Source organism: Providencia sp. SP181 (assembly GCF_050446505.1).
Classification (GTDB): Bacteria; Pseudomonadota; Gammaproteobacteria; order Enterobacterales; family Enterobacteriaceae; genus Providencia; species Providencia vermicola.
On sequence record NZ_JBBPXM010000002.1, the window covers coordinates 107,470 to 133,276 of the forward strand.

The 25,807-nt window shown below is 41.6% G+C and carries 21 protein-coding genes and 1 pseudogene; 16 read left to right on the top strand and 6 right to left on the bottom strand.

All coding sequences use genetic code 11. The features are described 5' to 3' along the window. Positions 1-143: 143 nt before the first annotated feature. Complete coding sequence (locus AABS66_RS03835; RefSeq protein ID WP_430224592.1) at positions 144-4,811, bottom strand: tetratricopeptide repeat protein; 4,668 nt, start codon at positions 4,809-4,811, stop codon at positions 144-146. Positions 4,812-5,175: 364 nt separating this feature from the next. After that, positions 5,176-6,096: a DMT family transporter gene (locus AABS66_RS03840; protein ID WP_430224593.1), complete on the bottom strand. Its 921-nt coding sequence runs from the start codon at positions 6,094-6,096 to the stop codon at positions 5,176-5,178. A gap of 101 nt (positions 6,097-6,197) precedes the next feature. Between AABS66_RS03840 and AABS66_RS03845 the strand changes: the two are divergent. The 12 genes and pseudogenes from AABS66_RS03845 (at position 6,198) to AABS66_RS03900 (ending at position 18,131) form a co-directional block, all read left to right on the top strand. Then, a pseudogene (locus AABS66_RS03845) lies at positions 6,198-7,023 on the top strand (AraC family transcriptional regulator). A gap of 78 nt (positions 7,024-7,101) precedes the next feature. Continuing rightward, entirely contained in the window at positions 7,102-8,238 is a 1,137-nt protein-coding gene (gene pdxB, locus AABS66_RS03850) for a 4-phosphoerythronate dehydrogenase PdxB (RefSeq protein WP_206082381.1), read from the top strand. 79 nt (positions 8,239-8,317) lie between these two features. Next, a complete protein-coding gene (locus tag AABS66_RS03855; RefSeq protein ID WP_206082380.1) occupies positions 8,318-9,328 on the top strand; it encodes an aspartate-semialdehyde dehydrogenase in 1,011 nt (336 codons plus the stop codon). Next, positions 9,328-10,143, top strand: coding sequence for a tRNA pseudouridine(38-40) synthase TruA (gene truA, locus AABS66_RS03860; RefSeq protein WP_206082379.1), 816 nt, complete (start codon positions 9,328-9,330; stop codon positions 10,141-10,143). The genes AABS66_RS03855 and truA overlap by 1 nt, the downstream gene beginning before the upstream one ends. Before the next feature lie 65 nt (positions 10,144-10,208). Continuing rightward, positions 10,209-10,895 (top strand): DedA family protein, encoded by a 687-nt coding sequence (locus tag AABS66_RS03865; protein WP_206082378.1) that lies wholly within the window; start codon positions 10,209-10,211, stop codon positions 10,893-10,895. A gap of 104 nt (positions 10,896-10,999) precedes the next feature. Next, on the top strand, positions 11,000-11,971 hold the full coding sequence (gene accD, locus AABS66_RS03870; RefSeq protein WP_206082377.1) for an acetyl-CoA carboxylase, carboxyltransferase subunit beta: 972 nt from the start codon (positions 11,000-11,002) through the stop codon (positions 11,969-11,971). Further along, positions 11,961-13,250 carry a bifunctional tetrahydrofolate synthase/dihydrofolate synthase gene (gene folC, locus AABS66_RS03875; RefSeq protein ID WP_206082376.1) on the top strand — a complete coding sequence of 430 codons (1,290 nt, stop codon included), beginning with the start codon at positions 11,961-11,963 and terminating at the stop codon, positions 13,248-13,250. Before accD ends, folC begins: the two co-directional genes overlap by 11 nt. A gap of 5 nt (positions 13,251-13,255) precedes the next feature. Further along, positions 13,256-13,867 (top strand): cell division protein DedD, encoded by a 612-nt coding sequence (dedD, locus tag AABS66_RS03880; RefSeq protein ID WP_430224594.1) that lies wholly within the window; start codon positions 13,256-13,258, stop codon positions 13,865-13,867. A 178-nt stretch (positions 13,868-14,045) separates the two neighbouring features. After that, positions 14,046-14,549, top strand: a complete 504-nt coding sequence (gene cvpA, locus AABS66_RS03885) for a colicin V production protein (protein ID WP_430224595.1) — start codon at positions 14,046-14,048, stop codon at positions 14,547-14,549. 14 nt (positions 14,550-14,563) lie between these two features. After that, the gene (gene purF, locus AABS66_RS03890; RefSeq protein ID WP_206082373.1) at positions 14,564-16,081 is read left to right on the top strand and encodes an amidophosphoribosyltransferase; all 1,518 of its coding nucleotides are present in this window, start codon (positions 14,564-14,566) and stop codon (positions 16,079-16,081) included. A gap of 258 nt (positions 16,082-16,339) precedes the next feature. After that, on the top strand, positions 16,340-17,164 hold the full coding sequence (locus AABS66_RS03895) for a YwqG family protein (RefSeq protein ID WP_430224596.1): 825 nt from the start codon (positions 16,340-16,342) through the stop codon (positions 17,162-17,164). Positions 17,165-17,558: 394 nt separating this feature from the next. After that, complete coding sequence (locus AABS66_RS03900) at positions 17,559-18,131, top strand: UbiX family flavin prenyltransferase (RefSeq protein ID WP_206082371.1); 573 nt, start codon at positions 17,559-17,561, stop codon at positions 18,129-18,131. Between the two features lie 13 nt (positions 18,132-18,144). On the opposite strand, the gene AABS66_RS03905 is transcribed toward AABS66_RS03900, so the two are convergent. From AABS66_RS03905 to AABS66_RS03915, 3 genes are all read right to left on the bottom strand, one after another. Then, positions 18,145-18,996 carry a hypothetical protein gene (locus tag AABS66_RS03905; RefSeq protein ID WP_430224597.1) on the bottom strand — a complete coding sequence of 284 codons (852 nt, stop codon included), beginning with the start codon at positions 18,994-18,996 and terminating at the stop codon, positions 18,145-18,147. Between the two features lie 45 nt (positions 18,997-19,041). Then, positions 19,042-19,674 (bottom strand): hypothetical protein, encoded by a 633-nt coding sequence (locus AABS66_RS03910; RefSeq protein ID WP_430224598.1) that lies wholly within the window; start codon positions 19,672-19,674, stop codon positions 19,042-19,044. Between the two features lie 215 nt (positions 19,675-19,889). Continuing rightward, on the bottom strand, positions 19,890-20,798 hold the full coding sequence (locus AABS66_RS03915; RefSeq protein WP_430224599.1) for a TIGR01777 family oxidoreductase: 909 nt from the start codon (positions 20,796-20,798) through the stop codon (positions 19,890-19,892). A 751-nt stretch (positions 20,799-21,549) separates the two neighbouring features. Between AABS66_RS03915 and yfcD the strand changes: the two genes are divergently transcribed. The 4 genes from yfcD to AABS66_RS03935 all read left to right on the top strand — a co-directional run bounded on the left by yfcD (position 21,550) and on the right by AABS66_RS03935 (position 25,219). After that, positions 21,550-22,092, top strand: coding sequence for an NUDIX hydrolase YfcD (gene yfcD / locus AABS66_RS03920; RefSeq protein ID WP_206082367.1), 543 nt, complete (start codon positions 21,550-21,552; stop codon positions 22,090-22,092). Positions 22,093-22,328: 236 nt separating this feature from the next. Further along, positions 22,329-23,564, top strand: coding sequence for a M24 family metallopeptidase (locus AABS66_RS03925; protein ID WP_272539649.1), 1,236 nt, complete (start codon positions 22,329-22,331; stop codon positions 23,562-23,564). Positions 23,565-23,582: 18 nt separating this feature from the next. Then, positions 23,583-23,780, top strand: coding sequence for a DUF3311 domain-containing protein (locus AABS66_RS03930; RefSeq protein ID WP_206082365.1), 198 nt, complete (start codon positions 23,583-23,585; stop codon positions 23,778-23,780). Further along, positions 23,777-25,219, top strand: a complete 1,443-nt coding sequence (locus AABS66_RS03935) for a sodium:solute symporter family protein (protein WP_349414927.1) — start codon at positions 23,777-23,779, stop codon at positions 25,217-25,219. The genes AABS66_RS03930 and AABS66_RS03935 overlap by 4 nt, the downstream gene beginning before the upstream one ends. Before the next feature lie 56 nt (positions 25,220-25,275). Here AABS66_RS03935 and AABS66_RS03940 read toward each other — a convergent pair whose 3' ends face one another. Further along, positions 25,276-25,746 (bottom strand): DMT family transporter, encoded by a 471-nt coding sequence (locus AABS66_RS03940; RefSeq protein ID WP_206082363.1) that lies wholly within the window; start codon positions 25,744-25,746, stop codon positions 25,276-25,278. Positions 25,747-25,807: the final 61 nt, after the last annotated feature.

A 25,807-nucleotide genomic window follows, 5' to 3' on the forward strand; every position in this document is an offset into this window, starting at 1 on the left:
TTCCTGCTTTGTGTTATTAGCCGAAAATCAATAAATTGATTTTCCTAGTTTATTTTTAAAACATCTCCAACCTACAGCCAAACCTAATCGGTTTTTCCGCAGTTTGAAGGGCGCTATTGATTGAGCGCCCTTATTTTTATCATCTATTTTTTCAGTGCACTAAAATCCCATTTTTTTAAGGCATTGATGGAGTCTTTATCTTGGTATTTAGCCCCTAATTCAAGGTAGTCGTGGGCTTTTTGCAGATCTTCTTTACTTTTGCTACCAACCCAGCCGTTATAGTACATATAGGCAAGTTTGTATTTTGCCATGGCATGGTGGGCACCTTGCTCTAAATTGGTCATATCGTAGTATTTGGCTGCTCGGTCGTAATCTTTTGGCATACCTTGCCCAAAGTACAGCATATCTCCCGCTAGGTGCGCAGTATTACTGTCATTTTGCTGGGCGCCTAAATCAAAATAATACAGGGCTTTTACGAAGTCCTTTTCTATTCCGCGCTCATTGTCTTTGCGATAGAGATTGCCAAGAATATTGTAGGCTCTAGGGTAACCATTTTTTCCTGCAAGCTCATAATAGTAAATCATTTTTTGCGTATCTTCGGGAACCATTTCACCTCGGGCATAGTTGATCCCTAAGGAGAACGCGGCCATTTTGTCGCCTGCTTCTGCTTTAACCCGCTTAGCTTCAATCTCCTTTGCAAAACGGCCATATTTTTGGAAGTCTTGCTCTTCTTTAAAGCGTTTATCAACATTTTGTTTATCTTCTGCTGACAGTTTATTCATCAACTCAATATTGTCAGTATCTTTTTCCAATCTTAAGGCGATGTAATACGCTTGTTTTGCATCATTTTTACGGGTATAGGCATCATAAAGACTACCAAGGGCGTATTTATCATGGTATTTCAAGGATATTTCAAACCATTCAATGGCTTTATCAAGATCTTGCTCAACATCACATTCCCCCTTAAGGTAGAGGTCACCCATGGCACGAGACAAATCTTCAGGTTCTTGAATAAAGGTTCTATCGGTGTTTTTTTCGAACTTGCCTTTTTCTAACCACTCTTTCAGATAGGCACCTGCCTTATCCATGTCAGTATTACGACTATTGGAACAGTAGCGCCCAGGAGAGTTAATTTCATAGAGCATTTTGATTGCGCCCATATCGCCTTTTTTATAGGCTTGCTCCAGATATTCTAAGGCTTTTTGTGGATCACTACTGGCGTAATAGGAATACAAACGTTTGAGAGCATCAGGGCGGTTTTGGGCTTCACTTTCAAGTAAAGAAAAGTATTTTTTATCATCTTTGCTGCGATTTAGATCATTTTTTTCACTGCGGATACCGTTTTGGTACAAATTTGCTAAGGAATTGAACGCCTGTTTTGAAAGCGCCTCATCAGTCGATTTCATCCCTTCCTGCAAGTATTGGATCGCAGCGTTGTATTCGTCAGACTCTAAGGTGATGCTGCTATCGTACAAGTAATCGCCTGCAAGTTGCACCTTAGAGAACAGATCGCCTTTCGCGGTGCCATCAAGGTAGTTTTGGCGTTTGGCTTGGCTATTTTCTGTCACTTTATCCAGTGATGGATAAACGGCGAGGTTACCGCCAGCAATGGCTTTTTTGTACCAAAGCTGCGCAGCAGGGGCGTGACCGCGGGATTTATACCAATCCCCTAATTTTTCAGCCGCCTCTGCATCACCATTTTGTGCAGGTACCACGGTGGTGTCATACAGTTTTGTGTATTCTTCAACACGGCTTGGGTTGGAATGTTTCCTCAGATAAACAATGGCTTCATCCCAATTGGGTTCAACAACTAGCGTTTTCTTATCTGCGGAGAGTTCGCCCAAATACAGCATTTCACTGTAGAGGATTATTGCGTTATCGTTATTGTCGTCACTGGCCATTTTCAAGTATTTCATGGCTTGCTGGCGGTCTTCTTTCACTCCATTACCATATAAATAGGCGCGGCCCACTTTGTATTTTGCAACTGCACTTTCATTTAGCGTTTGCATGCCAATATCAAAGTCATCCATATACTTGATGTATTGATTGCCCCAACTACCTGCTTTTAGGTAGTATTCTCGGGCTTTTTGACGATCAACATCAACTAATTGGCTGCCATTTAAATATTGGTGTGCCAGTTCACGGGTATAGTTTTTGCTACCAAGGGCAGCTAATTGGTCGTAATAACCAATAATTTTGCTTTTGTTTGCACGTTGAAGTTCTTCATTTTCATTATAATAATCAATTAACTCTTCAAGTGCTGTTTCATTATTCAGCTTGGCGCTTTTCTCTAGGTATTCTTGCCATTTTTGCTTATCGACCTTCTGCCCATAATTACCGAATTTATAGGCATTGGCGAGGGTGCGAATGGCATCAGGGTCATTGTTTTTTGCATTCGCCTGAATGGTAATAAACGAGGCTCTCGCTTTTTCAATTTCTCTTTTGCGTGATTTTAAAAAGCTGAAATCAGGGTCGGATATTTTGTTGTAATATTCCATGGCGAGATCATAGTTAGCATCTTCCCCATAATTGCCTTTTTGGTAAATTTCACCCAACTCATATAAACAGCGGTTGCTACCTAATGCTGCACAGCGCTTATACTGCGGAACGAGGTCATTAGACGTTAACCCAGAGATGGCTTGGAAGCGGTCTTTATAATAGGCTTTATCATTGATGTAATTCACGCCATCAAGGTTTTGTGCAATATATAAAATCGCGGAGGTACTTCCTAAATCTGCGGCTTTTAAAATAGTGTCATAATAAGGCTTGAGTTCGTCATTCGTTAGGGCACTTACATTTTTTAAGTTTGTAAGTTGCGTAATACCATACTGATAAGTGATATCTGCGTCTGTACCAATCAGTGGCTCAATTAATTTTTGTGCTTCAGTATTTTTCTCATTGGCCGCTAATCTAACCAGTATGGCCTTCGTATCTCTGCGGTTTAAGCCTGTTTTAAATAAAACATCATAGGCGGTGGCGAGTTCTTCGGGGGTTAACTCTGATTTGGCTCGAGGCGAGTCTAATAAATCGACAAGTATATTGGCGATGGTATTGGTTTCAGTGGGTTGATATTTGAGCAGGGCAGCAGCGTAATAGACACGGCCGTTATAGTCGTATTTGCTTGCTTTCTCATACAGTTCAAAGGCTAATTTTTTATTGTTTTCTGCATCTTGGCGTAGTAAATAGTCTGCATAATAATGGGCTAATGCGTCATTATCGCGTTCAATAACGTCTTTTTTTAAGATATCAACAATCGTTTTTTCATCCACAAATGCTTTAATATCATAACGATAGTATAAATGAACTAACATGCGTTCTGCGGTGGATGGGTAGCCCCGTGAATCTAAGTTATCTTTCAGTATTTGTGTGGCTTTTTCGAGGTTTTTTTCTGTTCCAAAGCCATTAATATAACCGCGAGCAAGTTGCATTTGTGTTTCATAACTTGGCTGAATGCGGTTTGCTTTTTCTGTCGCCTCAAAAGATTTTTCTGGGGAATATAATACACTGCCTTTAGTACCATAAACTTGGCTGGCAAGAATTTGTGCCTTTGCTGAGTTTGGGTACTTCTTCATTAATTCTGGCAGATATTTTGCCACGGTTTCATTGAGTTTTTTAGTGGGAAAATTATAGTCAGAAATGGCGCGTTGGGTGATGGTTATAAGCGCTTCTTGGTGCCCCAAATCCGCCGCTGAGATTAAGTATTTATTGGCTAAAGCGTCATTCCGTTCAACTGAATTGAAAATAGTACCTGAATAAGCACGATAAGCTTCATACATCGCGTCTGGATATTGTTGGTCCGCAGCCTCAGTTAGCGCTTTAATTTTGCTATTGTCTGCAAGGTAACTGAGGTACAGTGCCTTAGGTTTCTTTTGTTGTATTAGAGGGCGCAAATACGCCATAGCGCGTAATTCACTGCGTTTGACGTCTTCTCCCACACTGTATTTGTGATATAACGTGTAAATAGCGTATTCTTCGCCTTTACTGGCTCGTTCTTCAAGGTTGGCAATAATTTGTTGTTTTTCTTCAGCAGTTTGCGAACCATACAATGATAAAGGTGCTGGCTCCCTGTCATTGCTTTGGGAAAGATAATCGAACGTAGAGGAATATGACATGCGTTCGTATTTTTTGGCTAACGCAGGGTTTGGTGCGATCCCATCGCCACCTTGTTCATAAATCGTGGCCAGCAACATGGCAGGGAATGGAAAATCTTTGCTAGCTAGCGGTGTTAAGATTTCAACTGCCTTTTTATTGTCCTTGTCAAATTGATGGGCGATATAACCCAGTGCAAATTTTGATATTTTGGAGCCTTGCTCAGCGGCTAATGTAAAGTAGTGGCGCGCTAGCTTGATGTCTTGGGGAATTTCGTCGTATCTATCCTCCATGTACACACTGCCCACTAACTCTTGTGCTTCTATTACACCTAAATCAGCTGCTTTTGTGAGGGAAACGAGACCGCTTCTATCGTTTGGGGTATCATCCATCTCACGGTTATAACGGTAATAACCTAGGTTATAGAGTGCATTTTTATTATTAGCTTCAGCGGCTTTGATCAAATAACGCTGCGCCGCTTCATCATCAGGCTCAATACCAATTCCATCTTTATACATCATGGCTAAGGCATAGGCAGATTGAGGATCTTTATCGGCATTTTTTTGAAATTGCTCAACAGCGGCTTTAGTATCACCTTGTTGATATAAGTCATACCCAGCTTGAGCTGAGTTGGATTGGCTTGATGCATTGATAAAATAAATGCCACCTGCGATAGCAATTATTATCAATACAAACAATACCATCTTAAACTGTTTAGTCATGGTTTTTCCTTGTCATGGCTTATCAGGTTATTTGCCACGCTCCTGTGTTCAATGGGCACTCTGAGTTAATACTACTAAAGAGGTATTTAATTTGGCTTAAGTCTAATTGCTTATGAAGAAGTTTCAATCGGATTTTGTCTACAATGGGCAATAAGATGGTTTTGAGATTACCAATGGTAGGAAAATAATGAATAACTGAGTGATTTTAAAATGTCACAAAGCATTAATGTTGATAAAAAAGAGACGAAAAAAGTAAAAAAGAGAGAGAAATATAGGGATTCTTTTGTGAGGGACTTTCAAACATAGCCCCACAATGTGGGGCATATGAGTGACGACATTGCTTTATTGCTTTTGTAATTCTATTCTACTGACAAGTATCCTTTTGAACCACCTTTTTTTCACGGCGGAACATGTGTGTGAGTGGAGTACGTAGTTGCTGCGCTAACATGACACCCAGTAATACCACGCCTCCGCCGATTAAATGATAGCTTTTTAGCTCTTCACCTAAGGCGAAAATAGCGATAATTGCAGTGAATACAGGCGCGAGATTCATAAATATAGATGTGGTATTTGCGCCTAAACGCATCACCCCTTGGATCCATAAAGCTGGAGCAATAATGGAGGCGGCAATCCCTGCAAACATGACTAACCCAATATTGTGACTATTCAGTGCCACGTCATCGGCCATTAAGAAGTTTGGTAACAGTAAAATCACCCCAAAGAAAATTTGCACATAGAGTGAGTCCCAACTAGAGAGCTGAATTGCCCAACGTTTTGTCAGCACGCCATAGAGTGCATAAGCCGCAGAGGCAACAATCATCATTAACTCGCCTTGGCCTAACCCGTGGGATAGCAACGTACTTGGATTGCCTTGACTGACTAGCCACAATAAACCAAACAGCGACAAAGCCGAACCCAGAACGATACCGACTGTTGGGATTACGCGCAGTACAAAAATACTGATGATTACTGTAAGTAATGGAATTAATGAGTTCATTATTCCCATAAATGTTGCACTAACACTGTGGGCGGCATAATAGGCTAAGCTTTGGTATAGCATCATCCCGAGCGCCCCTAAAATGGCCAATTGCCACCAATGTTTCATCACTACTTTGTGGTGGCGCAGTACTGAGCGCAGAACAAAGGGGGTCATAACGGCTAATGCAAGTGCCCAACGGTAAAAGGAAATCGCTGCGGGGTCAATGGCAGTGGACGCTGCTTTGTTCACAATGGCATTGATTGACCACAATAAAACCGCAATTAGCGGAAAAAGCAAATTCTTCATTAAAACATTCTCCCATATCGAATGTGATCCAGTATACATCTGACCGATTTTTTAGATATACTGATAATCAGACAATCGATAACGCTTTTCAGACAGGTATCATGGGAAATTCAAAATTAGATATTTGGCACATTAGTGAATGCAATATAATTGAGCCTGAACTTATTGCATTTCGTCACGAACAAACCGCTGCACTCACTGAGTACAAATCACACTCACATCCATTTGGGCAGATGCTGTATGTCGTGTGCGGTATTATGGAAATGGAAGTGGCTGGCAAGCAAGCACTACTTGGCACCGCCTGAATTTTGTATTTGGATCCCCGCGAATATTCCCCATGCTAGCTTTAATAAAGAAAGTGTCAAATTTCGCATCGTGGATTTCTCGCATGAATATAATGATGTATTAGCTCAGCGTCCGTGCGTGGTTCGTTTAAGTACGATATTTCAATCTATTATGACGGATATGTACCAGCGGGGTGTTGTTCAACCCGAAACAGAACAAGATTTGCGCCTTGCCCATGTTTTGATTGACCAATTCTCCCTCTCCCCATGCCAAGACACTTATTTACCTGCCACCAAGGACAAATTTTTAGCCCCGATTTTGCAAGAGCTGCAAAACGACCCCGCAGATAACACGACACTGGCCCAATGGGCAAAACGTTCTTATACCTCAGAGCGTACGCTATCAAGGCGCTGCCAACAAGAGCTCGGTATGTCGTTTAGTGAATGGCGGCAACGTTTACGTTATTTACATGCGGTTGCAGGCTTGGAAAGAGGAAAAAGTGTGCATGAAGTGGCGTTGGATGTGGGATATAGTTCGGCATCTGCATTTATTGCGATGTTCCAACAAATTTCAGGGGTGACACCTGACCGGTTCCGTGTGAAAGAATTTGCGATGGATGATAACTTTGGTCTGGAGCGCTAACTCTCGTAGGCATCTAGATTAAACCGTGGCAAAATATTGTGATACAGAGATAAATTGTCAATCATTGGGACATACCGCGTGAAAATTTTAGTTGATGAAAATATGCCTTACGCTCAGGCACTGTTTAGTGAGCTAGGTGACGTTAAGGCCGTACCAGGACGCCCGATCCCTGAACAAGAACTCATTGATGCAGATGCATTAATGGTTCGCTCCATCACCAAAGTCAATGAATCACTTTTGAATAAGACACCTGTTAAATTTGTCGGTACCGCAACCGCAGGATTTGACCATGTGGATACGGCATGGTTGTCCACTGCCAATATTGGTTTTTCTTCTGCACCAGGGTGTAATGCCATTGCTGTGGTGGAATATGTGATTTCGTCTTTATTACTGCTTGCACAGCGCGATAACTTTGATTTACGGGATAAAACCGTTGGGATCGTGGGCGTCGGTAATGTGGGTGGTCGTTTAGCCACGCGCTTGAACGCATGGGGTGTGAAAACCGTGTTATGCGATCCACCACGCGCAGCAAAAGGCGAAGAAGGGCCATTTGTGGCTTTTGATGAGTTGCTTACTCAGGCCGATGTGCTGACTTTCCATACACCACTGAATATGGCAGGGGAAGACCAAACCTTCCATTTGATGGACAAAACCCGCTTAGAGAACTTGCGTGAAGGGACTATTTTAATCAATGCTAGCCGTGGTGAGGTCGTTGATAATCAAGCGTTACTCGCAGTACTTCAACAAGGAAAAAAAATCAGTGTCGTACTGGATGTTTGGGAGCCAGAGCCTGATTTGAATACCGACTTACTCCATTTAGTCGATATCGGTACGCCACATATTGCAGGTTATACCTTAGAGGGGAAAGCGCGTGGAACGACACAAGTTTATGAAGCTTATTGCCAATTTCTCGGTAAATCGGCGCACGTTTCCCTCTCATCGCTACTGCCAAAACCTGATATCAGCGAATTAGCTCTTAATGGTAAATTAACGCAAAACCAGCTCAAAAGGTTAGTGCATCTAGTGTATGATGTGCGCCGTGATGATGCAGCACTTAGAGCTGTTGCTGGTATCAAAGGTGAATTTGATAAATTGCGCAAAAATTACCAAGAACGCCGTGAGTGGTCATCCCTGAATGTGATTTGTGATGACCCGCAAACAGCCACTTTACTCACTGAGCTCGGTTTTAAGGCGAACTTAATTCACCAATCATAGATTTCAGTAAGATGAACATCTGATTAAATGACTTCAATTATTGAGGTCATTTAATTTTTTATTTTTTAGAGGAATAGCCATGACTGAAGGTTGGAATATTGCAGTATTGGGTGCAACCGGTGCTGTGGGTGAAGCAATAATTTCACTGTTACAAGAAAGAGAATTCCCAGTCGGCGAGCTGTATTTACTGGCCAGTGAACGCAGTGCGGGGGAGAGCGTACGTGTTAATGGTAAAAGTATTCAAGTAAACGATGCCAAAGACTTCGATTGGTCACAAGCCCAAATGGCTTTCTTCGCGGCAGGCGAAGCGGCAACGCTGCAATACGCAGAGTCCGCGGCACAAGATGGCTGCATTGTGATTGATACCAGCGGTGTGTTTGCTCAAGAACCTGATGTGCCATTAATTGTACCTGCCGTGAACCCGCAAGTATTAGCGGATTACCGTAATCGCAATATTATTTCGTTAGCAGATAGCGCAGTTAGCCAATTATTGACAGCAATTAAACCGTTAGTGGATGCCGCGGGTTTAGGCCGTATCACATTAACCAATATGCTATCAGTTTCAAGCTACGGTAAAGCGGCGGTAGATGAACTGGCAGGGCAAAGCGCACGTTTATTGAATGGTATTCCAGCGGAAGAAGGGCGCTTTAGTAAGCAATTAGCCTTTAATATGCTGCCGCTATTGGCGGATATGGAAGGCAGTGTCATACATGAGCGCCGCTTAGTTGAACAGGTGCGTAAAGTGTTGCAGGACGATGGCTTACCTGTTGCAGTCAGTTTTATCCAATCCCCTGTTTTTTATGGTAATGCACAAGTTGTCCATTTAGAAACGCTGCGCCCGATTAGCGCTGAAGAAGCGAACGATGAATTTGAACGTTTTGATGATATTCAGGTCTCAGAAGAGGGTGATTATCCAACACAAGTGACAGATGCGTCAGGTAACGACCTGCTCAGTATTGGCTGTGTGCGCAATGACTACGGGATCCCCGAGATTTTACAGTTTTGGTCAGTCGCGGACAACGTGCGTTTCGGTGGTGCATTAATGGCAGTTGAAACAGCGGAAAAACTCGCTCAGGAGCTGTTTTACTGATGTCCGAGTCAACAAAGTTGCATCGTATCGCGTTAGGTATTGAATACAACGGCAGTCGGTATTTTGGTTGGCAACGCCAGCAAGAAGTGAAAAGTGTACAAGGTTGTCTCGAGGAAGCCTTGTCGAAAATCGCCGCAGAGCCGATTGGCGTGTTTTGTGCGGGTCGAACAGACGCAGGTGTTCACGCAACAGGGCAAGTTGTGCATTTCGAAACGTCAGTTGAGCGTAAAGAAGCCGCTTGGACGATGGGTGTTAACACGCATTTACCGCCAGATATTGCGGTACGTTGGTGCCAACCTGTGGGTGATGAGTTCCATGCGCGTTTTAGTGCAACGGCGCGTCGTTATCGCTACGTGATTTTTAATCACCGCTATCGGCCTGCCATCTTATCCAATGGCGTGACGCATTTTCATTATCCACTGGATGAAAAACGGATGCACAAAGCGGCACAAGCACTGATAGGCGAGCGTGATTTCACGTCATTCAGAGCAGTCCAGTGTCAGTCTAGAACACCTTGGCGTAATGTTATGCACGTCAATGTGAGCCGCCACGGCAATTATGTGGTGGTGGATATTAAAGCCAATGCGTTTGTACATCATATGGTGAGAAACATTGTTGGTAGTTTGTTGGAGATTGGCTGTGGCAATCAAGACATTGATTGGATGGCTCATCTTCTTGAATTAAAAGACCGAACTAAAGCTGCCGCCACGGCAAAAGCGGAAGGGCTTTATTTGGTCAGTGTGGATTATCCAGAGAAATTTGCGCTCCCCAGTCATGTCATGGGGCCTCTTTTTCTCGAAGATGAACTGATGTAAATCGACGCTAACTTTATCTCATAATTACTGCAAATAGCACGGATGCTATTATTAATGAGGATTATATGGAATTTATCAGTTTTATTATCGACTTTATTTTACATATTGATGTGCACCTCGCTGAACTGGTCAGAGATTATGGCACGTGGGTATATGGTATTCTGTTCCTGATCCTATTTTGCGAAACAGGGTTAGTGGTCACACCATTTTTGCCAGGAGATTCGTTATTATTTGTTGCGGGCGCTATTTCGTCCTTGGACAGTAATGAACTCAACGTGCATTTGATGGTGGCGTTAATGATTACCGCAGCAATTATTGGCGATGCGGTAAACTATACGATTGGGCGTATTTTTGGTGAAAGATTATTTAAAAATCCGGATTCAAAGATTTTTCGTCGTGTTTATTTAGATAAAACCCATGCGTTTTATGAAAAACACGGTGGCAAGGCAATTATACTGGCGCGTTTCGTGCCGATAGTCAGAACTTTTGCACCTTTCGTTGCAGGAATGGGCAAAATGTCTTATCGTCACTTTGCATTTTATAATGTGACGGGCGCATTTATTTGGGTATTATTATTCACTTATGCAGGGTATTTCTTCGGTGAATTACCGTTCGTACAAAAGAATTTGAAATTACTGATAGTCGCGATTATCTTTGTTTCAATTCTGCCGGGGGTGGTTGAAATTATTCGTCATCGTCGGATTGCTGCAAAAGAAAAGCGTGCGGCAGCGCAAAAAATCGATAACCACTAAGTGGTTTAAAAAGTTTTTATCTACAGTGAGATATCATTGTGGTTTAATGGCAAAAAATTACATACTGGTGATAACCAGAGTGAAACAGACAAAAAGGTCCATTAATGAGCTGGATTGAAAAAATTTTAAAGAAAGGTAACTTGACCCAATCACACAAAGCCAACATCCCTGAAGGGGTTTGGACTAAATGCGATAGCTGTGGACAAGTTTTATACGGTGCTGAGTTAGAACGCAATTTATCTGTGTGTCCAAAATGTGACCACCATATGCGTATCCATGCCCGTCAGCGCTTAGAAACTTTCCTTGATGAAAATTCTACGACAGAACTCGGTAGCGAACTTGAGCCAAAAGATATTCTCAAGTTTAAGGATTCCAAAAAATATAAAGACCGCATTACAGCAGCGCAGAAAGAAACGGGTGAAAAAGATGCGATGGTCGTGATGAAAGGTACATTGAAAGGGATGCCTGTTGTTGCCGCTGCGTTTGAATTCTCTTTTATGGGCGGTTCAATGGCCTCCGTCGTCGGAGCACGTTTTGTCCGTGCGGTAGAACAAGCGTTGGAAGATAATTGCCCACTCGTGTGTTTCTCATCAAGTGGTGGCGCGCGTATGCAAGAAGCGTTGTTATCGTTGATGCAAATGGCGAAAACCAGTGCCGCTTTAGCAAAAATGCAAGAGCGCGGTTTACCATACATTTCAGTGCTAACTGACCCAACCATGGGTGGTGTTTCAGCAAGTTTAGCGATGCTGGGTGATATCAACGTGGCAGAACCTAAAGCGCTGATCGGCTTCGCAGGCCCTCGTGTTATCGAACAAACCGTGCGTGAAAAGTTACCACAAGGTTTCCAGCGTAGTGAATTCTTACTGGAAAAAGGCGCCATTGATATGATCGTGCGACGCCCTGAAATGCGTGATCGCCTGGCTGAAATTTTGGCGATGTTAACGAATAAGCCAAGTTTTAATGAAACGCCAATCATTGTGGCAGAAACAGTAGAAATCGACCTGAATGCTATTGATGAGATCAGTGCCGAAGAACCAGAAAAGGATTCTGCAAAGCATAAAAAAGATGATGAGTAATCTAATCATTCCTACAGCCAAGTCTCCTTTGGAGGCTTGGCTTTCTTATCTCACTGACCTGCATAGTCAAAACATTGACATGGGGTTGGAACGAGTCGGCCAAGTTGCTCGGCACATGAATCTGACGCAACCAGCTCCTCGCGTTATTACCGTCACAGGTACCAACGGAAAAGGCACCACTTGCCATACGCTAGAATCAATTTTGATAGCAGCGGGGCTAAAAGTGGGGGTTTACAGCTCGCCACATTTGGTGCGCTACACTGAACGTGTACGTATTCAAGGGCAGGAGCTTTCCGAGTCTGATTTCTGTGAGGCTTTCGCGACCATTGAAGCACAACGTAAAAATATTTCTCTTACGTACTTTGAATATGGCACATTGGCTGCACTACAATTATTTAAGCAAGCTCATTTAGATATCGTTATCTTAGAAGTGGGCTTAGGTGGGCGTTTAGATGCGACCAATGTGGTGGATGCAGACATCGCTGCGATTACCAGTATTGCTCTCGACCACACGGATTGGCTGGGGTCTGATCGTGAACATATCGGTCATGAAAAAGCAGGTATTTTCCGCCAAGGACATTATGGTGTGGTGGGTGAACCCGATATGCCAGAGTCGATTGGGAAATATGCAGACAACATTGGCACCCATTTATTCCGTCGTGGTGTAGATTGGCAATACAGCGAACAAGCAACGAGTTGGTCTTGGCAGAGCTCACAACGTGAATGGCATGATCTTCCATTACCGAATGTGCCACTGGCGAATGCGGCAACGGCATTAGGCGTAATTAGCTGTTTACTGCAAATTGATGCAGATATTGCAAAAAAAGTCACGGATGCTGCCATTTATCAAGGTTTAAAATCAGCTCAATTGCCAGGACGTTTCCAAATTATTGGTGAGAAACCATTAATGATTTTGGATGTGGCACATAATCCTCATGCTGCAGGGTATTTAGTGAGTAAATTAGCTGGCTTACCTGCGGTTGATGGCCGTCGCATTCGTGCGGTTGTTGGGATGCTCGGTGATAAAGACATTCAAGGCACGCTTGAGTGTTTATCGCAGCAGGTGACTGACTGGTATCTCGCACCATTAACTGAGTTTCGAGGGGCTGATGTGGCTCAATTGAGCCAGCATGTACAGCAAGCTAATGTGTTTGATTGTGTTGAAAAAGCATGGCAGCAAGCTTGTGTTGAGGCGCAAGAACAAGACGTGATTGTAGTTTGTGGGTCATTCCACACAGTCGCTCATGTCATGATGTTATTAGAAAACCAAAAAGGATAGTGCTGGTGGCTAGTAAATTTCAAAATCGTCTTGCTGGCGTCATTGTACTGGTTGCGGCAGGGGTCATCGTGCTTCCTGCACTTCTTGATGGCGATAAGAAATATAATGAAAGTGAATTTGCGGCCATTCCTATTATCCCAAAGCCAGGTGATGAAGAAGATATCGAAGCAATTGCACCGTTAGCACATAATAGCGCGAGCGCCTCTTCGGAAGGGGCTTCTGAAGCTATGTTATCAGAAGCAATTACCCAGCAGCAAAATGAACAAGTCGCGGCAAACGTCCCAGCGACAGTTGAGCCAATAAAACCAGAACCTAAGCCAGAACCTAAGCCTGAGCCTAAGCCTGAGCCAAAACCCGAGGTTAAACCTGAGCCGCAAGGCAAAGCATTTGTTGTTCAAGTCATTGCTCTAAACAATGCCAGCAAGGTTGAGGAGATTGTCGCGAAGCTGCGGTTATCGGGTTACCAAGTGTATACCGTTCCAGCAAGACCGGTGAACAATAAACTCACGCGTATTTATGTCGGGCCAGAGGCATCACGGCAGAAGCTAGAAGCCGCGCTTCCTGAACTTAACGCGATAACAGGAACAAAAGGGATAATTCAAACATTCAAACCCTAATAAATAGAATCAATAATCCCTAAAAGGTAAGGGGATTTAGTAACTTACTGCGGCGATTATGATTTTTTCTTTTCGCCGCTATTTTTTGTAAATTGATAGAAAAATGGTTACGCAAACGTTTTCGTTTTCTGTTAGAATGCACTTCGCTGATGTCGTGAGTGCGAATTTTGGATGAAATATGGTCTGGATAGATTACGCAATTATCGCCATTATTGGCTTCTCGGCACTGGTTAGTTTGATCCGTGGTTTTGTTCGTGAAGCACTATCACTGGTGACATGGGGCTGTGCTTTTTTTGTCGCAAGTACATTTTACCCTTATTTAGCGGACTATTTTTCCCGCTTTGAGGACGTACTGGTGCGAAATGGCATTGCAATCGCCGCATTATTCATTGCCACATTAATTGTGGGCGCGGTGGTGAACTATGTGATCAGCTCTTTAGTGCAAAAAACTGGGTTATCAGGCACAGATCGTGTTCTGGGGATTTGCTTCGGTGCGCTGCGTGGTGTGTTGATTGTATCGGCCTTGCTGTTTTTTCTCGATACCTTTACACCGCTTCCTCAAAGTGAGGATTGGCAGCGTTCAGAATTTATTCCACAGTTCAGTCATATTATCAGGTGGTTTTTTGACTACCTGCAAAATGCGTCAAGTTTCCTACCGGAGAACATTTCTCCGTCTGGCTGATGAGGAAAGACCAAATGTGCGGTATTGTCGGGATCGCTGGTGTTACACCAGTTAACCAATCAATTTATGATGCTTTAACAGTGCTTCAGCACCGTGGGCAGGATGCAGCAGGTATTGCCACTATTGATGGCAAAAATAATATTCGTTTACGTAAAGCAAATGGCCTTGTGAAAGATGTGTTTGAAACTCGCCATATGCTTCGGTTACAAGGTTGTATGGGATTAGGGCATGTCCGTTATCCAACAGCAGGCAGCTCCAGTGCCTCGGAAGCACAGCCTTTTTACGTAAATTCACCATTTGGTATCACACTTGCTCATAATGGTAATCTGACAAACGCACACGAACTTACGCGAAGTTTGTTTGAAACTGCACGTCGCCATGTTAATACGACCTCGGATTCTGAGATTTTACTCAATGTGCTGGCGTATGAATTAGACAGATTTGACCATTTCCCCCTTGAACCCGATAACGTCTTCAGTGCAGTGGCTGCGATGCACAAAAAACTGCGTGGTGCTTACGCATGTGTCGCTCTGATTATTGGCCATGGTATGTTAGCGTTCCGTGATCCACACGGTATTCGTCCGTTAGTGTTAGGACGCCGTATTACAGAGAGTGGTGAACATGAGTATATGGTCGCTTCTGAAAGTGTTGCGCTCGATACATTAGGTTTTGAATTTTTACGTGATGTGGCACCTGGTGAAGCGGTATATGTCACTGAAAAAGGTCAATTATTCACACGCCAATGTTCTGACAACCCTCAATTGACGCCATGTATTTTTGAATACGTCTATTTTGCTCGCCAAGATTCATTCATCGACAAAGTATCGGTCTATAACGCAAGGTTGCGTATGGGTCAAAAGCTCGGTGCAAAAATTGCGCGTGAGTGGGAAGACTTAAATATCGATGTCGTTATCCCAATTCCAGAAACGTCTTGCGATATTGCGTTAGAAATCGCCCATATATTAAATAAACCGTATCGCCAAGGTTTTGTGAAAAATCGTTATGTTGGCCGTACGTTTATCATGCCGGGTCAGCAAGAGCGGCGTAAATCTGTTCGCCGTAAACTGAATGCCAACCGTGCTGAGTTTCGTGACAAAAACGTGTTACTAATTGACGATTCCATTGTTCGTGGCACAACCTCAGAGCAAATTGTTGAACTAGCGCGCGAAGCTGGCGCAAAGAATGTCTATTTCGCCTCTGCGGCGCCTGAAGTTCGCTTCCCGAACGTCTATGGTATTGATATGCCAAATGCGAACGAGTTGATTGCTCATGGTCGTGAAGTGGATGAAATTCGCAAATTAATTGGTGCTGATGGGTTAATCTTCCAAGATTTATCAGACTTAGTTGATGCTGTTCGTGAAGAAAATCCAGAAATTACTGAGTTTGAATGTTCCGTATTTGATGGGATTTATGTTACCAAAGACATTGACCAAGGTTATTTAGATTATTTGGAAAATTTGCGAAAAGACGACGAGCTGAAGTTAAAAGATAAGAGTGAAGTCGAGGATTTGGAAATTTATAACGAAGGCTAAAATCTTCGTTCATAGTTTGAGTGACAGCGTTGTTGGCATCATTTAGCTAACAAGTACATACTTTTGTATGCGCTTTGGGATAGTTTCTTTGCCACTAGGCTGTTACTCAAACTCGTTAGAACATTGACTCTACATAGGCTTACGTTATTTTTTCTATCATTGCTTTAAATAAACGAATAAGTTGCAGTTATATCTGATTTAAAATTCGAAAAAATCAAGTAGGCTAGAAAGAAATTAACAACCTATTTGGAGCTAAGTATGGCTGATTTCGATTCTCTTCCTGATGTCATAAAACCCTTCATAGATAAAATCAAAGCAACGAAAAAAAACCTTGTTGAAATGACCTTAACACCGATAGAAGAATATGTGTGGTGGGAAAGTCGTGTGGGTGGAATGCCGTACTTACCTCTGAACGAACCTTACCCCATCGATAGCGAGGGAATCCCATTAAAACTGCTCGCACAAATCAACTTTGCACAAATGCCTAAATTGGCAAACTACCCAGAAAAAGGACTGTTACAATTTTTTATCGGCGGTGATGATTTATATGGGGCTAATTTCGAAGACCGCCAAAAACAAGCGGACTTTAGGATTATCTACCGTGAAAATATTATTGAAGATACAGCGAAATTAACCCAAGACTTTTCCGCCGTTATTGCAGCGCACTCAGATGACTATTACACGCCCGTTGACCAAACCTGTGCTATCAAGTATACGCCGACAGAGCAATATATCAGTATCGATGATTTTCAATTCGGGCAAAAAATATTGGGCGTTGATAACCTCTATGACTACGAAGACCAGTTTGAAGGCGAAGATTTTTATGATGACTGGGTTGAACCATACAGTGATGCCTTTGCGTCAGGTGCGCATTGTATTGGTGGCTATCCATTCTTTACGCAATCAGATCCAAGAGAGTACGAAGAAGATATTCAGCAATATGAGTTGCTCCTACAAATAAACAGCGACTATGAAGTCGGGATCCTGTGGGGAGACATTGGTGTAGGGAATTTCTTTATTCATCCCGAAGATTTGAAGAAAAGGGATTTTAGCAGGGTGGTGTATAACTGGGATTGTGGCTGATCTCCCTAAAATCCTCGTCATCTTTTAGGCTGTTGCGGTGTTGGCTGCGCTCAGCCACCCAAGTCACATACTACTGTATGCTCTTTGGGATGACATCTCTTGCCGCCTAGCGACAACCTAAAATCTTTAGAGGATGAGATTGGTGCCTTTAGGCTACCTCGGTGTTGGCTGCGCTCAGCCACCCAAGTCACATACTACTGTATGCTCCTTGGGATGACTTCTCTTGCCGCTAAGCTGTTGTTCAAGCTATTTAGAGAATTGTTTTCGTCAGTGTGTTTTTATCAGTATTGGTGGCAACCTGACATCCTCAGAATGTTGATTATTCGGTTAGGGCAAACAACGGCGCGTAATATAGTATATAATCTTTAAAAATTACCGTGGATTGGGCAGAGAAATGAAAAAACTGATAATTGGGTTAACTGGAGCAAGTGGGGCGATATATGGCGTCAGATTGCTTGAGGTACTAAAACCCGTTACACAGGTTGAAACCCATTTGGTGATGAGTGCGGCTGCCCGCCAAACATTAGCGCTGGAAACACAATACAGCGTGAAAGACGTACAGCAACTTGCTGATTTTAATTACGATAGCCGCGATATTGCAGCGGCCATTTCGTCAGGCTCCTTTCGTACTGCCGGCATGGTAATTATGCCCTGTACCATGAAAACCCTTTCAGGTATTGTTCACAGCTATACCGATACCTTAGTGACAAGGGCGGCAGATGTGGTACTCAAAGAAGGGAAAAAATTAGTCCTCGGGGTACGTGAAACACCATTGCATGTTGGGCATTTGAAGTTGATGGTACAAGCAGCTGAAATGGGAGCTGTGATTATGCCACCCATGCCAGCGTTTTATCATCAACCTCAATCCATTCAAGATATTGTCAATCAAACGGTTAACCGTGTACTCGACCAATTTGATATTGAACTTGAACAGGATTTATTTCATCGCTGGCAAGGGGCCAAATAAATTAAGATAGTATTTATACTTGGTTATTAAGTGTCCTTGTGCCAAACATAATGCTAGGGTCAGTATTAGGGTTAAAATTACCCATAGAAATATCAGGTGCCACAGGATAAATATTGCCTCTTTTATCAATAAAAATGTCCTCATCCGTTTTTTTCAATAGCGCCAGGTTACTTTGTATAACCTGATGAAGGATGGGGGTAGCAATGTTCGATGAGTAGATGGTCTTTTGCTTATCGTTATTGGATTTCGTGTAATGAAACGCTAATGTCACAAGATGGCTTTTCTTGTCAAAATTACGATGAACAATGCGATAAGTTTTGTTTTTTGGTATCAAGTTTTTGAATGATTTTCTTTTAAATTTTACCTCAAAGTTATCTAATGCAAGCAATTTGTTTATTTTTAAATTACTATCAAAAACATTTTTTTTATTATGATTATTTGAAATTGGGTTTATCCTATTAAGTTTAACAAATGAAATTTGATAATTAGAATCGCTATCTTTTATAAATTTATATGTCTCATGTTCATCCATAAAGTTTTTTAGAAAAAAAGTGAACTCATCGACGTTATGAAATTGATAAATGCCTTCATTGGGGTCAAAGAATTGATAGATTTCACTTTTATTGCTTTTCTTGATATTAATTGCGCAAGCATGATTGGGGCTTAAAAATATATAATTTTTATTGTCATCTTTGCATTCTCTAATTGCATCCATAAAATCATTTAATTTTGTTATTTCTTCATATTCATCTTGTATTTTTATACTGGGAGTTAAGTTTTGTTGGCTGTTTGTATCTAGCCAGCTTTTTTCTATTTTTTCGCTTGTGGAAATTAGCATTAAATCTAATAGGCTATTAATTCTCATTTGATGTGTTTTTTTGTTAATGGCTGATTCAATAATGCCGCATGCTTATTTTTGTGTGTCAGTATCTGGACTTGAAATTTTACTTGAATTCAATGAATATATTTTTTTTGTACATTTGATATTGTCAGAAATTAATGGTGCTATCGTAATTTTAAACATTCTATATTCCTTATCTACACACCATTTAATGTTTTCATCTAAGGCTAGTTCTATTAATTTCAAAAGACTTTTTTCTTTAAAGATAGGTGAGGATAATGGAATGTGTAGTGATAAATTATAATTATTTGTTGAATTGTATCGTAATTTTTGTATATCAAATATCTCTTTGAGAAGTTGATTTCCTTGTTTAATGATATGTTTTTTTTCTGTGTATTTTTTATAATCTGAAATAGATGCCATCGTTAAATTACCGCGTTCTCTTGGTATCATTGTGTCATTAGTTTTAACATCATCGAAGTATTTATTGTAAATATTGATATAGTCTTGTTCTAAACCTTTATCACTATAGTGTAAGAATTTGACAGATGCATCATAACAAAAACCGAGGAAAGGTTCTTTTGAGTTTGTAATTTTCAAAATGTTTTCTTGGAAAAATTTAGAATTATCTTTTTGTAAAAAATTTAAAAATTTTGATTGGGTAAAGGGGGTTTTATTCAATGAATTTATTTGGGTAGGCATTATGGCATCCTTAATTTATCTAATAAATAGATACCATAATGATGTTTTCTATTTGTATCTTTCAAATATCAATGATTTTGTATTTAATATATGTAGTGGATATAATTAAATATGATTCTCACAAGCATTTTCATAGGAATGCGTGGAAACCATCCCGTTATATTTATATCACGAGATGGTAGAGATATGAGGCTATTAGGAGCATTAAAAGGGGGTTAGTTTTCCTTGGGAGCCAATAAGTCTTCTAATGCAATTTTTAACTCGATAAATTCGAATTCAAATCCAGCTTCTTCTAAACGTTTAGGAATCGCTTGCTGCCCACCCAATACTAAGGCTGCAGATTCGCCTAAAATGGCTTTGATCACAAAAGCGGGGGTGCGAACAAAAGAAGGGCGGTTGAGGACATCCCCTAAAATAGCCGTGAATTGGTCATTATGCACAGGATAAGGCGCTGTCATATTGAAAGGGCCTGAAAGCACAGGCGTCATGAGTAAAAAATAAATAGCATTGACCATATCGTTGATATGTATCCAAGGCATGTATTGCTTACCATGACCTATTGGCCCACCTGCACCCATTTTGAAAATAGGCAAAATTTTACCCAAGACTCCACCATTAGGGGACAATACAAGCCCTGTACGCAGTAAACACACACGTGTTTTATCGGAAGCTGCATTTTCTGCAAGCGCTTCCCAATGCTGGGCAAGTTGATGGGTAAATTCATCATGAGGTTGTTCGTCTTCAGTGACAACAATTTGGCCTTGGTCACCATAGTAGCCAACAGCAGAGCCCGATAAAAAGACAGACGGTGGCGTTTCACTAGCTATAATGAGTTCGGTCAGTCGTTGGGTGATTTTCCAACGGCTATCACAAAGGCGCTTTTTCTGCTCATCAGTCCAACGTTTTTCGGCAATGGGCTCACCAGCTAAGTTGATAACAGCATCGAAGCCGTTGAGGTTATTGATGTCGTTTAAAGATGTCCAGCATTCGACAGCTTTACAGAAATGACTGTACACTTTTTGTGGTGAACGGCTCAATACGGTGACTTTATGGTCAAGGGAGATTAACTTTTGGACTAAAGGGGTACCGATTAGCCCTGTGCCGCCTGTTATGAGTATTTTCATTGCCATCCCCGTCATATTTCAAAATCCCCGTCATATTTCAAACCGCAGCGTTGTTGTCTGCACTCAGTTACCTTAGTCACATACTTATGTATGCTCCTAAGGATGCCTTCGTTTGACGCCTAGCTGCAATTTGAACTATTTAGGGGATGGATCCCGTGTGTTATTCAAACCGCAGCGTTGTTGTCTGCACTCAGTTACCTTAGTCACATACTTATGTATGCTCCTAAGGATGCCTTCGTTTGACGCCTAGCTGCAATTTGAACTATTTAGGGGATGAATCCCGTGTGTTATTCAAACCGCAGCGTTGTTGTCTACGCTCAGTACCTTAAGTCACATACTTATGTATGCTCCTAAGGATGCCTTCGTTTGACGCCTAGCTGCAATTTGAACTATTTAGGGGATGGATCCCGTGTGTTATTCAAACCGCAGCGTTGTTGTCTGCACTCAGTTAGCTAACTGATATCTTGCTAAGTTCAAGTTATCGCGCTAAAACAATGTTTCCATAGGTTTTATAATTTAACTATAGCATCTGTGAGCACAAATTGTGTGATTTGATTACGTTATCTTAAAAATGCTAAAAGCTCTATGAGCATTGTGATAATAAGTACTTATTTGTGATAGCAACCAAATGCAAATTGGGCTAGGATCAACGATTAAGTGCGAGTCAAAAGCATCGTTGTATTGTCTGACATGTCGTGGCAATCAGTCTATGACATAAGCTATTTTAGCTTAATTATAAAAGGTTTACAGGATGGAACAACAAACCGAAGTCGTCGAATGGGTCGATATTGTCGATGAGGATAATAACGTTATTGCTCAGGCAACCCGCAGCCAAATGCGTGCTGAAAACTTACGGCATCGTGCGACGTATATTGTTGTGCACGATGGAATGGGGAAGATCTTAGTCCAGCGACGCACGGATATTAAAGATTTCCACCCTGGTTTTTTAGATGCCACAGCAGGTGGTGTTGTTACCCAAGGTGAAAATATTCTTGATTCAGCAAAACGTGAAGCGGAAGAGGAGCTGGGTATCGCAGGTGTACCATTTGCAGAGCATGGTCATTTTTATTTCGAGGATGAGCATTGCCGCGTGTGGGGTGGGTTATTTAGCTGTGTTAGCCATGGCCCTTTTGCACTGCAAGAGTCAGAAGTGGTTGAGGTAAGTTGGCTTACACCAAAAGAAATTAGCGCACGTTGTGATGAATTTACACCTGATTCATTAAAAGCGCTTTCTTTATGGCTCACTCGTAACAATGAGTCCGAAAAAGCCATCACTTGTGCTGAAAACTTATAATCCCCCAGTTTTAAATCGTAAAAGGGCTATTTTTTATAGTCCTTTTCATTTTTTCACCAAAATTCAAATCTCTAGCAAGGTTAATTTTTGACTAATATATAACTATTAGTTATATCCAACTTACACCTTACACGATGTATTCATTTCAACTCTCGATATAATAAGCGAACTTATTATTTCGCTCGTCATATTGTGAATTTATTTAGCGATCAGAACGACGGATTGAGAAAACAACAATGACAATTCAAAAAACCGAGTCACTTTTAAAGCAACAACACCTTGAAAACGTAACAAATAAAGCCCGTGAAATTATGGAGCGTGATGGCATTGAAGCGCTAATTGCCACAGTTGGTGATAATTTTTATCATTTAACAGGGTTTGCAAGCTTCTTTATGTATACTTTTAGGCAGACAGGTTCTGCCATTGCCGTGATCTTCCGTGATCCCACGGTAAAATCACTGGTGATCATGAATGAGTTTGAAGCCGCGAACTTAAGCTTACAAATGCCAAATGCGCAAATTAAAACCTTTCCAATTTGGGTGGATGTTGACGACCCTTATAACCCTGATAATGGCAAAGTGGTGAAAGCAAGGCCGATCAATAGCCCAATCGAAACCATTTTTAATTTATTAAAAGACGCTTTATCTGAGGCGGGGGTGTATGGCAAACCTGTTGCGATTGAGCTTAACCAAATTACCTACACGGGTAAAAACTGGTTAGACAAAGTCATTCCAGAACTAAACTTAGTTGATTCCTCACCGCTTTTTAATGAATTACGCATGATCAAAAGTGAGTGGGAGATTAACCATCTGCGAAAATCAGCCCAAATTACTGAGGCAGGCATTGAAGCAGCTAGCCAGCTCATTCGTGTTGGCTGCACATCCGCGGAACTAACCGCGGCTTTTAAAGCGAAAGTAATGTCCTTTCCTGAAACCAATTACAGTCGTTTTCACTTAATTTCAGTAGGAAGTGATTTTTCACCTAAAATGTTGCCAGACAATGTGCCTGCAAAAGAAGGGGACTTAATTAAGTTTGATTGTGGTGTGGATGTTGCTGGATACGGTGCAGATATTGCACGTACCTTTGTGGTAGGTAAACCCAATGAAAAGGTGAGAGCGATTTACCAAACGATATTAAAAGGCCATCAATATATGTTGAGCCGTATTGCGCCAGGAGTTGCGTTGAGTGACGTATTTAACGAAACCATGGCATTAATTCGCTCATCAGGTTTACCGCACTATAATCGTGGCCATTTAGGGCATGGTGATGGCGTGTTTGTTGGTTTAGAAGAAGCGCCTTTTGTCAGTGCTGCAACCACCGAAGTATTCCGCGCGGGGATGGTCATGAGTTTGGAAACACCTTACTACGGTATTGGTGTTGGTGGAATTATGATTGAAGACATGTTACTGATTACAGAAGAGGGTGTTGAAATGTTAAGTTATTTACCTCGTGAATTGATTTCTTTCGAATAATAAAAATAAGGATTCTTTATGAGATGGTATCACTACCTCGTTATTTTCCCTGTATTGGCATTAACCGTTGGAATTTATTATGCCAATGAGGTTGAGCCCTTTGTAATGGGGTTACCTTTTTTGATGTTTTGGATTGTGGCATGGGTGATCGTGACAGCACTTATCATGTTATTAATTAATGTGTTAGACAATAAAAATCTTAAGGAAACGTCATGAGTTCCGCATTAATTATTATTACGGTATTTTTCCTTTTCAGCATTTATTTGGCGATTAGAGCGAAAAAGGGAAAAACCATGGATCATGAAGGATGGTCTGTGGGGGGGCGAAGCTACGGGGCACTGCTCGTTTTCTTACTGAGTGCAGGGGAAATCTACACCACCTTTACGTTTCTGGGGGGAAGTGGTTGGGCATATGGTAAAGGCCCCGCAATCCTCTACACCTTGGCTGTAAATGCGTTTATGGGGATATTTTTATATTGGGTGCATCCGCGGGTCTGGCGCTTTGCAAAAGATAACGATGTTAGAACTATCTCTGAATTATTTACCAAGAAATATAATAGCCAAGGGCTTGGGTTGTTAATTAGTCTAATTTCTATTGCGGCAATGGTGCCATTATTTGTGCTCCAATTGAAAGGTCTTGGTATTATTGTTTCACAAGCGTCTTATGGTGCGATCCCTGCAGATATGGCGATTTGGATTGGTATTATTGCTGTTACGCTGTTTGTGATGATTTCAGGTATACATGGGTCAGCTTGGACATCCGCACTAAAAGATTTAATGATCTTAATTGTTGTGGTGTTTATTGGGATTTATATTCCGTTGCATTATTACGGCAGCTTTGGTGATATGTTTAAAGCCATTGATACCGCCATGCCGAGCTTCTTAACCTTCCCAAAAACAGGGCTGAATATTCCTTGGTATATTTCCACAATATTCCTATCTGTCGTGGCCTATTTTTGCTGGCCTCACTATATGGCGGCGGTATTTACCGCTAAGGATGAAAAATCACTTAAGCGAAATAGTATTTTAATTCCAGCGTATAGCTTAATTATGCTTTTTGCCTTTTTTGTTGGTTATGCGGCGATATTGCAAATTCCACACCTTGAAGGTTCAGCAGTGGATTTATCACTATTTGAAATATCGAAAGAGACGTTTTCACCTGTTGTTGTTGGTTTTATCGGTGCAGCAGGGATGTTAACTGCCTTAGTGCCAGGTTCGATGCTACTACTAACGACCTCCAATATGTTGGCGGGCGTGGTACAAAAAGCGGTGGGTGCAAGTGAAGAAAAGCGTCAGTCTGGTGTCTATGCGCGCTATATGGTGCCATTAGTGGCATTAGTAAGTTTGTACTTTATTTTTCATAGCAATGACACGTTAGTGGCAATTATGCTGCTCGGTGTAAATATTGTGGCGCAATTTTTCCCTGCGTTATTGATGAGTTTTAAACAGCAAAACCCAATGACGCCAGCGGGAGCTATCTGTGGGATTTCAGCGGGGGTATTATTTCTCGCGGTAACCTATATCGAGAAAATTTCGTTAGCACAATTGTTCCCTTGGTTAGGGGAAAGTTTGAGCTTTATGAATATCGGTATTGCTGCATTTATTCTGAATATTATTGTTGCGGTGGTGGTGTCGTTATTTACCCATAAAAAGTAATATTACGACACCAACCTAAAATAAATACCCGCTTTATGCGGGTATTTTTATGCCAATTATTTACGAGACAGCTGAACACACAATACGCCAGCAATGACCAAACCTATGCCGAATATTTTACCGAACGGTATTGGATTTTGTGGCATACCAAACCAGCCGAAGTGCTCTATCAAAGCCGAAATGATTAATTGCCCTGCAATTACCATAACAAAGAAGGTCGTACTGCCAATCTTAGGAACTAAAATCAATGCCGAAGTGAGGTAAATCATACCGGCTATCCCACCAAACCAGATCCAAATAGGTTGGCTGAATAGTTCAACGCTAAAATTGGGTTTTGGCACTTTAAAAACAAATAATAGTGGAATAAGAACGATAATACTGATAATCAGTGAAATGGCACTCGCCCAAAGCGGATGCCCCAAATGGCGGGCTAATACGGCGTTACTTGCAGCTTGAATCGGGACGACAACCCCTGCAAATAGAGCAGCCAAAGCTAAAATAATTCCAGATAATGAAAGTGTAGACATATAAACCTCAAAGTTAACAGGGGAATATGATTGATTTAAGATAAGCTTAATGAGCGGGGAA